The 14,068-nt window shown below is 67.1% G+C and carries 12 protein-coding genes; all 12 read right to left on the bottom strand.

What is annotated here, in order from left to right; all coding sequences use genetic code 11:
* Positions 1 to 10 precede the first annotated feature (10 nt).
* On the bottom strand, positions 11 to 649 hold the full coding sequence (locus ATL42_RS10240) for an ABC transporter ATP-binding protein (protein WP_245862420.1): 639 nt from the start codon (positions 647 to 649) through the stop codon (positions 11 to 13).
* A gap of 13 nt (positions 650 to 662) precedes the next feature.
* Positions 663 to 1,697: a peptidoglycan-binding protein gene (locus ATL42_RS10235; protein WP_169925386.1), complete on the bottom strand. Its 1,035-nt coding sequence runs from the start codon at positions 1,695 to 1,697 to the stop codon at positions 663 to 665.
* A gap of 1,090 nt (positions 1,698 to 2,787) precedes the next feature.
* Positions 2,788 to 4,182: an IS1380 family transposase gene (locus ATL42_RS10230; protein ID WP_098453764.1), complete on the bottom strand. Its 1,395-nt coding sequence runs from the start codon at positions 4,180 to 4,182 to the stop codon at positions 2,788 to 2,790.
* Positions 4,183 to 4,477: 295 nt separating this feature from the next.
* Entirely contained in the window at positions 4,478 to 5,872 is a 1,395-nt protein-coding gene (locus ATL42_RS10225) for an IS1380 family transposase (protein WP_098453764.1), read from the bottom strand.
* A gap of 489 nt (positions 5,873 to 6,361) precedes the next feature.
* Complete coding sequence (locus ATL42_RS16205) at positions 6,362 to 6,559, bottom strand: hypothetical protein (protein WP_143556737.1); 198 nt, start codon at positions 6,557 to 6,559, stop codon at positions 6,362 to 6,364.
* 434 nt (positions 6,560 to 6,993) lie between these two features.
* Positions 6,994 to 7,887, bottom strand: coding sequence for a YdcF family protein (locus ATL42_RS10215; protein WP_169925385.1), 894 nt, complete (start codon positions 7,885 to 7,887; stop codon positions 6,994 to 6,996).
* Positions 7,874 to 8,257 (bottom strand): hypothetical protein, encoded by a 384-nt coding sequence (locus tag ATL42_RS16200; RefSeq protein ID WP_143556736.1) that lies wholly within the window; start codon positions 8,255 to 8,257, stop codon positions 7,874 to 7,876. Before ATL42_RS16200 ends, ATL42_RS10215 begins: the two co-directional genes overlap by 14 nt.
* Positions 8,258 to 8,320: 63 nt before the next feature.
* A complete protein-coding gene (locus ATL42_RS10210) occupies positions 8,321 to 9,004 on the bottom strand; it encodes a MerR family transcriptional regulator (protein WP_169925384.1) in 684 nt (227 codons plus the stop codon).
* Between the two features lie 202 nt (positions 9,005 to 9,206).
* On the bottom strand, positions 9,207 to 9,653 hold the full coding sequence (locus ATL42_RS10205) for a DUF3291 domain-containing protein (protein ID WP_098455245.1): 447 nt from the start codon (positions 9,651 to 9,653) through the stop codon (positions 9,207 to 9,209).
* 4 nt (positions 9,654 to 9,657) lie between these two features.
* Positions 9,658 to 11,106 (bottom strand): DHA2 family efflux MFS transporter permease subunit, encoded by a 1,449-nt coding sequence (locus tag ATL42_RS10200; RefSeq protein ID WP_245862416.1) that lies wholly within the window; start codon positions 11,104 to 11,106, stop codon positions 9,658 to 9,660.
* Positions 11,107 to 11,497: 391 nt separating this feature from the next.
* Positions 11,498 to 12,583: a DNA integrity scanning diadenylate cyclase DisA gene (gene disA, locus ATL42_RS10195; RefSeq protein WP_098455243.1), complete on the bottom strand. Its 1,086-nt coding sequence runs from the start codon at positions 12,581 to 12,583 to the stop codon at positions 11,498 to 11,500.
* A 9-nt stretch (positions 12,584 to 12,592) separates the two neighbouring features.
* Positions 12,593 to 14,020, bottom strand: a complete 1,428-nt coding sequence (radA, locus tag ATL42_RS10190) for a DNA repair protein RadA (protein WP_098455242.1) — start codon at positions 14,018 to 14,020, stop codon at positions 12,593 to 12,595.
* Positions 14,021 to 14,068: the final 48 nt, after the last annotated feature.

Genomic DNA, 14,068 nt, shown 5'->3' with positions numbered 1-14,068 from the left:
GTTGATGGGGTCATGAGAGTGCGATGTGGGCGTGGGCTCTCGTCGCCAGTCGGGCGTTGTGCGTGGCGATGATCACCGTGGCGCCTTGGTTCGCTGCTGAATCGAGTGTCTCCCAGACGACTTCTGTGGAATCGGCGTCGAGGTTGCCCGTTGGTTCATCTCCCAGAATGACGGTGGGTTCCAGCAGGAGCGCACGGCACAGTGCGACTCGCTGTGCTTGCCCTCCTGAGATTTGACCCGGCCGGTGAGAGGCGCGGTGGGAGACGCCGAAGGCCTCGAGAAGGTCGTGAGCTCGACCCGAGAGGTGGCGGCGCGGTACGCCTGCGAAGACAGCGGGCTCGAGGACGTTGTCCAGAACAGTTCTGCTGGGGTCGAGCAGGGCGTCTTGGAAGACGAATCCCATGTTGTTCCTGCGGATCTGTGATCGATCGGAATCGCGCAGGGCGCTCACGTCTGTGCCTTGGAACAGCACCGCTCCCTCTGTGGGTCGGAGCATGAGCCCTGCGATGTAGAGGAGCGTGGACTTCCCGCAACCGGACGGTCCAGTCAGCGCCGTGATAGCGCCGGCCTCGAAGTCGATACTTACGCCCGAAAGTACCGTGGAGCCCCTGGAGCTATAGGCGAAACCGAGCTCGCGAACCTGTAGCACTCCCTGACTTGAGCTACTCATCGGTGCTGGTGGAGGTCGATGGTGCGAAGAGGCGGATGTTCGCTCCGATCTCGATCCCTTCGACCACTGCACGGCCTCCGTCGGATGTGATGACGGTGATCGGCGTGCTGGTGCCATCCTCGAGGGCGATCGCTGAGGACCCGTCGGGCTGGGTCGTGATCGCGGACACCGGAACTATTGCGCCAGTGGCTTCGCTCAAGGTCACCACCTCAACGGAGAAGACGGTGCCTTCCCCCGAGGTTGCAACATCGGCGCACGTCTCCCCGCACACCGGGGAACCGTCAGGGGCGGTCACGGAGATGAGGGTGCGCCCCTCTGCGTCAATGGACGGTTGACCTAGAACCGCCTTCCACCGCGTCGCACCGCTGATCACCTCTGCGTTGCCTCCCGCCGTTGGTACAGCCCCCCGTTGACCGGCTTCGAGCTGGATATCGAACGTCGGTGCTGGGCCGAGGGCCCACCCCACAGCGTCACCGGGGGATAGGCGCGTGCCGACGACGACCTCCTCTGAGAGAAGGACGCGGGCAGGCAGGTTCGGAACGAAGATCACATCGCTTGCGCGCACGATGCCGTCGGCTTCGATACCCAGATGCTTCTGCCACTTCTTGACGGCGGACTCGGTGAGCGAACCGAACTCCCCATCAGCGCTCACGCGCAGGTAGCCGCTCTCTCGAAGGAAGGTCTGGAGCTGACTAACGTCCGCGCCCTCGGAGTCGAGCGTCAGGTCACGGAACGAGGGCACAGCGCCCGAGAGTGCGATGACAGGGCGCAAATCCACTGCGAACAGTTGTGACCCAGAGTCGACAGTCTCGCCGCTCACAATTTCGAAGCTTGTCAATGTGCCATTGGCAGCCGTCGTCCCAAAGGGGAGCTTTCCCCACGTCGCGATTGCCGTGTAGGTCGCCGAGCGCCCGAGTGTCCCGGAGGTCACCGTGTAGGTCTCAACGCGTGCCGCATCAACCCCATCTGGCGCCGCCGCGGGACCGAGAACCGTTCGCCCAGCGACGACGCCGAGGGCAACGCTCACGGCAAGTAGTACTACCCACACAACCCAGCCTATGCGACGCCCAGCCCTCATCCCTTACAACCCCAGGGCCGACGATGGGCTACGACGGGGCTGAGGGCCACCAGGGTTCTGGGCATTCTTCCTGCAATCTATTGTACTCGGACTCTGCTAGCTTCTCAAATGCAGAGTCAAGATAAGGGCTCCAGGCTGCCGTAGAATTGGAATCACCTGTTAGGGCTGCCTCGACATACGCCTCCTTCGAGGGAGGGGTCGCCATAGTGTAGCCCTGTGCAACCAAGCACTCACGAGTCTGGACCTGACGACCATAAATGAGTTCGTACTGGTCGGCTGTTAGCGCAGCCCCGTCGGTATGGAGACCCAAAGACTCTCGACAAGCGTCTCGGTCAATTGCGTATCGATCCATCTCCGTCTGACCGTTGAACGGCTCAACGACACCTCCTTCGTGTGTGATCGTCACGGACCACCCTGCAGCTTCTACACATGACTGCATGTTGGCGCGATACTCATCCTGCAGCTGGGCCTGTTCCGCCATCCACCCTGGATCCTCGTATTTTACGGTCTCTGGTGGTGCGTCTCCTGAACAGCCGACGAGGAATGTTGCTGTGGCCACGCACACTGCAACGACTGCCAGGGCTCCCCATGGAGAGTTCTGGCATGACGCTGGAAGTCTGCTGTTGTGGATCAGAAAGCGCAATGTACCCCCGCAGACTTGATGACGATGCCGGCCGTAACTTTGACCGGGTCTTGCACGTACGAGCCAGTGTAGGCGGTGGCCCCGGAGTTGTTCTTGTAGCCTTCGTCCCAGTGCTTGTTGCCGGTCTGGTGCGTGGTGTTTCCCGTGGTGTGCGACGCGACAACGAGATCGTAGGTGAATGCGTTGGACGCCTGGCGGCCCAGGTCGACGTACTGGCTGGCGCTAGCCTCGATCTTTCATCGGGCTCATGAGGTGGGTCGTTTGGGCGTCAGGGCGCCTACTCGGGTGTGATTCTGCCTTGTGGGTATGACAGATGGTCCCGTGTCGTCGGGTTGGGCGCCGGTTCCAGGTCCGGGTGGTCGCGCGGGGGTCGTTGAGTCAAGGGTGTGCTGGCGCTCAGCCGGGTGCGGGTCGGGCTCGCAGGGCTTGGACTGCTTGAGCGGCCAGCGCTGCCCAGGGCGCTCGGTTGGAGAGGCGGAGCCAGGTGCGCCGGCCGGTGCGGGCGATGACGGCGGGGATGGTGAACAGGCGTAGGCGCAGGCGTTTGGGTTCCCAGCGGCGGGCCTGGTGGTCGGTGAGGGCGAGCATGCCCATCCAGGCCAGGAGGTCATTGGCGAGGGCGACGATCGCGCACCAGATCTGATTCTGGGCGAAGGCCTTGAGGGGGAGGTTGCGCAGACCGGTGTCCTTGGCGATGCGGATGCGGTCTTCACATCTGGCGCGGCGGCGGTGGCGCAGCTCGAGGTCAGCGAGCTGACCGGCGGGCGTGTTCGTCACGAACGCGGTGATGCGCATCCCGTCAACGTCCTCGAAGCGCAGCTGGGCCCCGGGGTGGGGTCGTTCCTTGCGAACGATGACGCGCATGCCTGCCGGCCAGGCGGTCAGGTCCATCAGGTCGGTGAGCTCAGCGATCCAGGCGCCGTCACGGACCTCGTCGTGAGCGTCCAGGGCCGGGGCCCAGACGGTCTCGGGGATGCGGGCCAGCAGGTCGGGGGTGTTGCCAGGCAGCGTGAACCCGACCGAGTAGCCCAGGCGGTGGGTCGTGAGCCATTCGATGAGGGTTTTGGTTCCGCCTGCGCCGTCGGTGCGGACCAGGATCTTCTTACTGCCCCGCGTCCGCCCGCCATGACCAGGGAGCTGAGCCAGAGCATCTCGGAGAACCGCGATGTGATCGGCGGCGGTGTTCGACCCGGCATTGCCCGGCCGCAGCATGATCGCCAGCGGTTCCCCGGTCCCGGCGCCGCCGTGGTCGACGAACGCGCACAGGGGATGGAACCCGAACCCGCGCTTGAACGTCGGCGCCGCGTTCTCCTTCTCCGAATGCGCCGTGACCAGCGTCGCGTCGAGGTCGATGACCAGAGGGTCCACCGCGCTGGCGCCCGCGTCGGGGGCGCGCTCACCAGCCAGGCGCCAGGCCGCCGAACGGGCCGCAGCTCGGGCGGTGTTGATCGCCGCCAACGCTGCCGGGGCATCAGCGGCCAACGCCGCGATCGTGCGCGAAACCGTCGGATCCGAGGCGACCGCGCCATAGACACCGGGCTCGGCGCGCAGCACCGCGACGTCCGCCAACGCGTCCCCACCCAACGCCAGGGCGACCGCCAGGTCCACGATCACCTTGCCCGGGTCGTGGAACGCCGTCGGCTTACGCCACCGCGCCAAGCCCGTCGACAACGCCCGATCCAGACCCGTCGCCCGGACCGTCTCGGTCAACAGCACCCCACCAGCCTGACCAACCGCGGACGTCGCCGACGTGACGATGTTCAGACGGGGATACGCGACGGTAGTCTTCACCTTGAAGGTGCTCCTCGAACTAGTCAGAATCGGTCCTCAACAAACCGTATTCTTCCAGGTCAGGAGCACTTTCTTGCGTCATGACACCTACTGAGACCCACCCCGCCATGAAAGCCCGAGGCTAGCCTCGATCTTTCATCGGGCTCATGAGGTGGGTCGTTTGGGCGTCAGGGCGCCTGCTCGGGTGTGATTCTGCCTTGTGGGTATGACAGATGGTCCCGTGTCGTCGGGTTGGGCGCCGGTTCCAGGTCCGGGTGGTCGCGCGGGGGTCGTTGAGTCAAGGGTGTGCTGGCGCTCAGCCGGGTGCGGGTCGGGCTCGCAGGGCTTGGACTGCTTGAGCGGCCAGCGCTGCCCAGGGCGCTCGGTTGGAGAGGCGGAGCCAGGTGCGCCGGCCGGTGCGGGCGATGACGGCGGGGATGGTGAACAGGCGTAGGCGCAGGCGTTTGGGTTCCCAGCGGCGGGCCTGGTGGTCGGTGAGGGCGAGCATGCCCATCCAGGCCAGGAGGTCATTGGCGAGGGCGACGATCGCGCACCAGATCTGATTCTGGGCGAAGGCCTTGAGGGGGAGGTTGCGCAGACCGGTGTCCTTGGCGATGCGGATGCGGTCTTCACATCTGGCGCGGCGGCGGTGGCGCAGCTCGAGGTCAGCGAGCTGACCGGCGGGCGTGTTCGTCACGAACGCGGTGATGCGCATCCCGTCAACGTCCTCGAAGCGCAGCTGGGCCCCGGGGTGGGGTCGTTCCTTGCGAACGATGACGCGCATGCCTGCCGGCCAGGCGGTCAGGTCCATCAGGTCGGTGAGCTCAGCGATCCAGGCGCCGTCACGGACCTCGTCGTGAGCGTCCAGGGCCGGGGCCCAGACGGTCTCGGGGATGCGGGCCAGCAGGTCGGGGGTGTTGCCAGGCAGCGTGAACCCGACCGAGTAGCCCAGGCGGTGGGTCGTGAGCCATTCGATGAGGGTTTTGGTTCCGCCTGCGCCGTCGGTGCGGACCAGGATCTTCTTACTGCCCCGCGTCCGCCCGCCATGACCAGGGAGCTGAGCCAGAGCATCTCGGAGAACCGCGATGTGATCGGCGGCGGTGTTCGACCCGGCATTGCCCGGCCGCAGCATGATCGCCAGCGGTTCCCCGGTCCCGGCGCCGCCGTGGTCGACGAACGCGCACAGGGGATGGAACCCGAACCCGCGCTTGAACGTCGGCGCCGCGTTCTCCTTCTCCGAATGCGCCGTGACCAGCGTCGCGTCGAGGTCGATGACCAGAGGGTCCACCGCGCTGGCGCCCGCGTCGGGGGCGCGCTCACCAGCCAGGCGCCAGGCCGCCGAACGGGCCGCAGCTCGGGCGGTGTTGATCGCCGCCAACGCTGCCGGGGCATCAGCGGCCAACGCCGCGATCGTGCGCGAAACCGTCGGATCCGAGGCGACCGCGCCATAGACACCGGGCTCGGCGCGCAGCACCGCGACGTCCGCCAACGCGTCCCCACCCAACGCCAGGGCGACCGCCAGGTCCACGATCACCTTGCCCGGGTCGTGGAACGCCGTCGGCTTACGCCACCGCGCCAAGCCCGTCGACAACGCCCGATCCAGACCCGTCGCCCGGACCGTCTCGGTCAACAGCACCCCACCAGCCTGACCAACCGCGGACGTCGCCGACGTGACGATGTTCAGACGGGGATACGCGACGGTAGTCTTCACCTTGAAGGTGCTCCTCGAACTAGTCAGAATCGGTCCTCAACAAACCGTATTCTTCCAGGTCAGGAGCACTTTCTTGCGTCATGACACCTACTGAGACCCACCCCGCCATGAAAGCCCGAGGCTAGCGGTTGTGTGTCATGACGTTGGTGACGCGTGCGTGGAGGGGGCAAGCCCCATCGGCCTGGTCCCACGCGTCGAGCACGAGACCAGCCGCTACCGTCGGCCGCGATCTCACCGACGAGGCGGGTGCTGATCGCCTCCCCGCCCGTGGCCTCGCGGTCGTCGTCGAGCTCACGCGCCAAATGCAGAGCACCCGGCAGCAGCGCCAAGTTCTCGTCCGCCACGTGCCGACTCTCCACGACGACATCCTGGAGCCCGTCATCGCGCGAGGCCACGGCGCGCATCAGGTGCCACAGCGCCCGGTCGGCGGCCAGGGTTCGCACGCGGCCGCGCGCGTCGGTCAAGGAGGCTTGGGCAGAGGCCGACGGACTAGCGAGCCAGGCCGATGACGCGGCTCACGCTTCCCACCTGCTCACCGAGGAGGTCGCGCGGCTGACCGGGCAGGTCGAGCAGCTCAAGGCCGACGCCGCCGAGCAGTGCGCCGGCGTGACACATCAGATCAGCGGACGCCTTGGCCAGGACGTCGCCAAGCAGGTCAGCAGGGTCGACAAGATGTGGTGCGGTCATCGTGAGACGTGCCTTTGAGTGAGAAGAAGAGAGCTTCTCGAAGGAGAATCGCGGCGACCGCACCCACGTCTACGACGTGGCAAGCCACCGTACTGCACCACTCTGCGGGACTCGACTCCCGCCGACCAGCACGCGTTCGTTGGGACGATCAGGTGGCGCCCTGACAGCAAGGTTACGACGGTCGACCTCACCAAGGGTGCCACGGATGCCACGGATGCCACGACGATCCGCGCCCTCGGGTCGAGCGCGCTACTGGTGGCGGTGTGCCCCGCGGGCGTCGTGGCCGACGGCCGGCTGGCGCAGGTGTTGACCGCCGATGACCTGCTCCAGGCGTGGCAATAGGCATGCCCACACTCCTCCCGCAGCAACCACATGACGAAGCCGAAGATCCCGGTGAAGTTCCTGTGCGCAGAGAATCCCGTCAAGGACCTCGCTTATCTCCGAATGGTGTCGAGCGTGATGCCGAACCATTCGCGGACCCACGACGTCGGAAGAATCCATGGGACGGTCGGCGCGGCAAGCCCCTCGGCGTCAAGTCCGATGCGCTCGGCGAAGGACAGCGCCCGGTACATGTGGTAGCCCTCGCTGACGACGACGACCGATGTGCTCAAACCGTTTTCAGCAAGCATCTCTTGGGAGAACGTGAGGTTCTCGAGCGTGGAGGTCGAACGATCCTCCATCAGGATGCGGTCCTCAGAGACGCCTCTCTGCACCAGGACGCGCTTCATCGCTTCCGCTTCGCTGATCCATTCGTGGGCGCCCTGGCCGCCGGAGACGATCACCTGCACAGAAGGATTCGCCAGGAGATAGTCCGCGGCAGTATCGACTCGACGGAGGAGAGACGCACTCGGCGTGTCGCCGTTCACGCGGCAGCCGAGGACGATCACGGTGGTGGGCGACTCGGGCTGAGTGATCATGGCGGTCGCCATGAGCACGGAGAGCACGCCGCACCAGAGGGCGCCACAACCGAGGAGAGCGGCAGCCGAGACGATGGTGATCTTTCCGCGGCGCTGCTTCATGCGGGCGGACAGGAAGCGGGAGGCTCTCGACGAGAAGAGGACGACGACGGCCAGAAGGGCAGAGAAGCCCATGCCGACGATGTTTCCGATGTTGATGATTCCGGAGATGATCACGGGCTGGAGAAAGACCCAGAATCCATAGACCGAAAGCATCAGGAGGATCAGGCGAAGCGCGTTGCGCAGCGTGAATATCTTCACGGATGGATACTCCTGAAAGGTGAGAATATAGTCGCAAACTGTACCACGAGCAGCAGCAATGAGGTGCAAATCGCCCTGAGCCTGATGAAGAGGTGAGTTAGTAGATTTCAACGACCTGGTGATGGTCGGTCTGGTCAGCAGAGAAGGACTGCCCGAACCCCGCCGGAGGGACATCGTCGAGGTAGCGGTGCAGGCATCTGTGGTTGTGCCAGCAGACGGTCGAGAGCTCGACCTCCTCGGCCGTCTTCCTGGGCTGTTGGAGGGTCGGTCCACGGATGAGCTCGGCCTTGCAGGAGCTGTTCACGCTCTCGGCCAGCTGTTCCCCGGAGTGAATCGAGGTGAGCCGACCATCGGCGTCCACGGTCTCGGTCCGCATCGTCGGCACGGCTCGACAGCCCACGATCGTGCGGGCGCAGGCCTCGCTGATGAAGCCGGCGTAGGCAGCGCCCGTCCACGTCGAGACGTAGGCCAGGCCGTTCACCCACAGCTGGTCGGCTGCCCCGCGCTCTGCTCCTTTGGTATGAGTCCGCCTTCACGGCAGGGGTCAAGGCTGAGGAGTGCCTGCTGGGTCAGTGTCCTCGCCGCTGAAGTGCTGTCCGCTGAGGTGTTCCTGTGCGAGACGCCGCATGGCGAGCACCGTCGTGTCGAGCAGGAACGTCCGGATGAGGGCGTGCTCAAACATCTCCTGCCGGGACGCGAGAGTGCTGAGGTGGGCGAAGTCAGCCTGCGCGATCGTGTCGGCCGCTTGCGCGTACTGCAGCAGGTCGGTGACGTCGAGGGGGATTCCGTACCGGCGCAGGGCGTCGAGGCTGGCCTCGGCAGACCGCATGGCCTTCGTGCCGGGGTGGACGTGCCATCCCATCGCGGCGACGGCCTCGTCGAGCGTTCGCCGGGCGGCGGTGGAGTCCTCGTCGTCTGCTCCCGTTGGTTCGGACGGCTCTGCGGGCGGTGCAGGCTCGTCGAGCGAGCCGACGAGGTAGCCCAGGAGGTAGTGGAAGTTCGTCGCGGGCAGCCGGAGCGCAGCCAGGATCTCGCCCACCGCCTGGACCGGCAACCCTCGCAGGTCAACCAGAGCGCGGATGAGAACGAGCTCGCGGAGGTGATCGTCGCTGTACTCAGCCCGTGTCCGGGACGTCAGGTGGCCCTGCCGGAGGAGGCCCTCGCGCAGATAAAATTTGATCAGGTGGGTGCTCACGCCGCTCGCAGCACTGAGCTCAGAGATGAGCATCAAAGTTCCTTCCGGTTCTACGTCGCTCGCTACCCGGGCGATGCTTCGCTGCAAGCATCCTTCGTGACGCATCGAGGAGACCGCGCTCGTGCCGGTGCGGTGCAGAGGCCGGGTCAACCATCTTAGCGACAGCCCCCGGTCGTCCGATGCCGGACGACCGGGGGCTGTCGGTGGCACCGGGAGCGCCTCAGGGATACTGGTGCTACGTGGTCCGCTCCGGTCCGCCACCCCGCTCGTCGGACGCTGCACGCTGGCGCGCCACCTGCTCGCGGACCTTGCGCTTGGCCTCGGTCCAGCTCACCGGGAGGGCGCTCCCGCGTACCTCCCAGAAGACGAAGGCGCTCGACTTCATGCCAGCGGTCTGACGTCGAGCTGAACCAGTGTGCGGTGCCGTGCGGGCGTAGCTGTACAGCGCCTCCTTGGAGGTCCAGGCGGACACTGTCCAGAACTCGCGAGCCAGGGGGCGCGCCTGCAAGGACACCCCCACGCACCCCTCGGCGTGGAGCGACTGCCACCATGCGGTGATGGAGGCGACGAAGAACGAGGGGACCGCCCGTGCGTTCTGAAGCTCGAACCGCGAGGCCATAACGGTGATCTGAGCACCCTCTGTTCGGGCGTCGGGGCCGCCTCGCCATGGGATCGTAGGCATCGTTTCAATCCTCCGAAGGTGTTGTTACGACAGGGGTCGGTGGTTGTATCGGACTGACCGTGCTGGGCGTAGAGGGCAGCCGGAGCAACCCCAGCGCGGCGATCGTCGCGCAGCCTGTGATGGCGACGCAGGCGATGAGCGCCGGCTTCATCCCGTCGATGAACGGCTGACCGGGCAGGTAGTCGCCGTGCCGGAGGAACAGAGCCGTCACGAGCGCGATGCCGATCGCGATGCCGAGCTGTCGCAGAGTGCTGTTGACGCTCGCGGCGATGCCGTGCTCCTCTTCAGTCCGTCCGATGAGGACAGCGTTGGCGAGCGGAGCGAGCGTCAGGCCCATCCCGATCCCGGCGAGGAGCATCGGGACGACGACGTCCCTGTACTCGGTGGTGGCGCTGGACGCGAGCGCGATCCACGCGATGGCGATCGTCTGCAGAGCCAGCGCGGTGACGATCACTGGGCCGGTACCGATCCGCCGCACGACGAAACCGCTCAGGGGGGCAGCGATCATCGGTGCGAAGGTCCAGGGCGCGGCCCGGAGGCCGGCCTCGAGCGCGCCGTACCCCATACCCACCTGCAGGTACTGGCTGAGCAGGAAGATCGCGCCGAAGACTCCAGCGGAGAAGAGCAGCCCAGCGAGGTTCGCGAGCGTGAACGGCCGCTCGCGGAAGAAGTTCAGCGGTAGGAACGCAGCAGCGCTCCGGCGCTCGTGCACGAGGAACGCGGTGAGCGCCACCGCGGACAATGTCAGCGCGCCCACGATGAGACCACTGGCCCAACCCCGGTCTTCACCCTCGACGATGGCCCAGATGAGCGGGAGGACGAACGCTACCGCGAGGAGTGAACCTGTGGTGTCGAACGGAAGACGCCGCCCCCATGACGCAGGCACCGCGAACGGAATGAGCGCGAGTGTGAGGATGCCGATGGGAACGTTGAGCCAGAAGATGCCCGGCCATGCGAAACCCTCGACGACGGCGCCACCGATGATCGGCCCGACGGCGATGCCGAGCCCATTCACCCCGCCCCAGACCCCGATGGCGATCGGTCGCACGCGAGCCGACGCCGCAGCAGAGACGATCGTCAGCGACAGCGGGACGATCGCCGCGGCACCGATCCCCTGGACGGCTCGCGCGATGATGAGCAGCTCCGCTGTGGTCGCGGTCGCGGCCAGGGCTGACGCAGCGGTGAACACCACGACGCCGGCGAAGAAGATCGTGCGCCGGCCGAGCCGGTCGCCAAGGGCGGCGAGCGGCAGTATGAGGGTCGCGAACGCGATGGAGTACGCGTTGACGAACCATTGCAGCTGCTCCACGCTCGCGCCCAGGTCTTCCTTGATGACCGGCAGCGCAAAGGTCATCACGAGGTTGTCCAGGGCGGCCATGAACATCGGCAGCGACGCAGCGACGCACGCGAAGACAAGTCCTCTGGGTGGCTGTGGGGAGCGGGTCTCGCGCACGGGATCATCCTCGGATAGTGCCGCTATCTATTGACTAGACAGTAGCACTATCCGAGGGGTCGGTAGGGGGTGGCGCCGAGCGTGCGGTGCACGACGGATGGAGCCGGGCGGGTTCGGCCAAGGCGTCGGGAACGTCCTCGGGTCCAGGACCGACATCTCCCCGACGTGTCATCGACGTCGTGCCCCACAGCACCTAGAGAGCGCAGGTCGCCGCGATGCCGCCGTCGACCGGGATCTCGACCCCGTGGAGGTCGACTACCTCATCCGTCGTCTTCACCGTGGCCCCTGGCTCATCGACTGTCCAGAACCTTCCTCCCCTGGGAGGCCGGGCAGTTGAGCAGCGTCCCACGTGAGCTCGTCCGAGGGACGCCCGCTAGAGAGGGGGACGAGGCTAGACGTACCTCTCGAGGATGCTCGACTCGGCGAGCCGGGAGAGGCCCTCGCGCACGGAACGCGCACGCTGCTCGCCGACGCCGTCGACGGTCATGAGGTCTTCGATGGTCGCGGCGAGGAGCTTCTGCAGCCCACCGAAGTGGGTGACGAGCCGTTCGACGATCGTGTCAGGGAGGCGAGGCACCTTCGCGAGGAGGCGGTAGCCGTGCGGGGCCACGGCGGCGTCGAGCGCCTCGCCGCCGCCCGGCAGCCCGAGGACCCGGCCGATGAGCGTGAGGTCGAGGAGCTCGGTGGAGTCGAGCTCGCCGAGGCTCGCGAGCACGTCGGTGACGGAGCGGTCTTTGCGTGCGACCTCGACGTAGTCACGGATGACGAACTCTCGGTCGGCGCCGAGCCCACCGATGAGCTCGTCGAACTGGAGGGCGAGGAGCCGACCGTCGGCGCCGAGCTCGACGACGTACCCGGCGATCTCTTCGGCGATGCGTCCGACCATCTCGAGGCGCTGGACGACAGCGCAGACGTCGCGGACGGTGACGAGGTCCTCGATCTCGAGGGCGGACAGCGTGCCGCTCACCTCGTCGAGGCGAGCCTTGTAGCGCTCGAGGGTCGCGAGCGCCTGGTTGGCTCGGGAGAGCACGGTGTCGGAGTCTTCGAGCACGTACCGCGATCCGCCGACGTAGAGCGCGACGATCCGCATCGACTGGCTGACCGAGATCACGGGGAAGCCGGTCTGCTTGGCGACGCGTTCTGCGGTGCGGTGACGCGTCCCGGACTCGGTCGTCTCGATGAGGGGGTCTGGGAGGAGTTGGACGGCGGCGCGCAGGATGCGGTCCGCCTCACGGTCGAGGACGACGGCGCCGTCCATCTTCGCGAGCTCTCGCAGGCGGGTGGCGGAGAACTCGACGTCGAGCACGAACCCGCCGGAGCTGATGGTCTCGACGGTCGTGTCGAAGCCGAGGACGATGAGCGCGCCGGTGCGGCCGCGAAGGATGCGTTCGAGCCCGTCACGGAGCTCGGTCCCTGGCGCCACGGCGGCCAGGGTCTCGCGGAGGAGTTCGTCGATGTGCGCGGGGGAGTTGGCCACGAGCGAATCTTACGCGTCGCGGGCGTCGGTGCCAGTGAACACCTGGTGCGTGCGCTGGACTGCTTCCGCGAGGTTCGCCGCAGGCAGGAGGGTCATCCCGGCCGGGGCGGGACCGCTGGTGCCGGCGGGGACCACGGCGCGCGTGAAGCCGAGGCGAGCCGCCTCACTGAGCCGACGAGAGATCCCGGTCACGGCACGCAGCTCTCCGGCGAGCCCGACCTCGCCGATCGCGATGGTGCCGACGGGCATCGACTTGTTCTCGACGGCGCTGAGCACGGCGAGCGCGATCGCGAGGTCGGCGGCAGGCTCGGTGACGCGAGCGCCGCCGATGGTCGAGACGTACACGTCGGCGTCGGAGAGCCGGGCGCCGAGGTGACGGTGCACGACGGCGAGGATCATCGCGAGCCTGCTGGAGTCGATGCCGCTCGTGGTGCGTCGGGGGTTGGCGAGCGGGCTGGCGACGACGAGGCCCTGGATCTCGAGGGCGAGCGGGCGCCGACCTTCGAGGGTGACGGTGACGCACGTGCCGGGCACGGCGAGGTTGATGTGGCTGAGGAACAGCCCGCTCGGGTCTGCGAGCCCGGTGATGCCGTCTTCGGTCAGCTCGAAGCAGCCGACCTCGTCGGTAGGGCCGTACCTGTTCTTCACGGCGCGGATCATGCGCAGGCGTGAGTGCCGGTCGCCCTCGAACTGGCACACGACGTCGACGAGGTGCTCGAGGGTGCGCGGGCCCGCGACGGACCCGTCCTTGGTGACGTGTCCGACGAGGACGACGGGCATGTTGCGTCCCTTGGCGGCGGCGATGAGCGCGGAGGCCACCTCGCGGACCTGGCTCACGCCTCCGGGCGACCCTTCCACCTGGGCGGACGCGATGGTCTGGACCGAGTCGACGATGAGGAGGTCGGGCTGCGTGGCCTCGACCTGGCCGAGCACCTGTCCGAGGTCGGTCTCGGCGGCGAGCAGGAGCCCTGGGGCGAGGGCGTCGATGCGTTCGGCGCGCAGGCGCACCTGACCTGCGGACTCTTCGCCGGTGATGTAGAGGACGCGGCGCCCCCCGCGCGCGTAGGTGCTCGCGACGTCGAGGAGCAGGGTCGACTTGCCTACCCCGGGCTCGCCTGCGAGCAGCACGACGGCGCCGGGGACGATCCCGCCGCCGAGGACGCGGTCGAACTCGGAGATGCCGGTGGGGGTCGCGTGGGCGGAGTCGACGTCGATCTCGCCGATCGGCTTCGCGACGTTGCGCGTGGGCGCGGACGCGACGGTCCGCGGGCCGGACGTGGCGGCGGCCGCCTCGGTGACCGATCCCCACTCCTGGCACTCGCCGCAGCGACCCGCCCACTTGGCCGTGGTCCATCCGCACTCGGTGCAGCGGTATCCGGGTCGTGCGGTGCGACCGGTCGTGGTGGACGACCGTGCGGTCGAGGTGGAGGAGGCCATGCGCGGCACGCTACCGGGTGGCACCGACAGCGCAGGACGGTGGGACGC

The sequence above is a fragment of the Sanguibacter antarcticus genome (assembly GCF_002564005.1).
Lineage (GTDB): Bacteria > Actinomycetota > Actinomycetes > Actinomycetales > Cellulomonadaceae > Sanguibacter > Sanguibacter antarcticus.
This window is presented reverse-complemented; position numbering and strand designations above follow the sequence as displayed.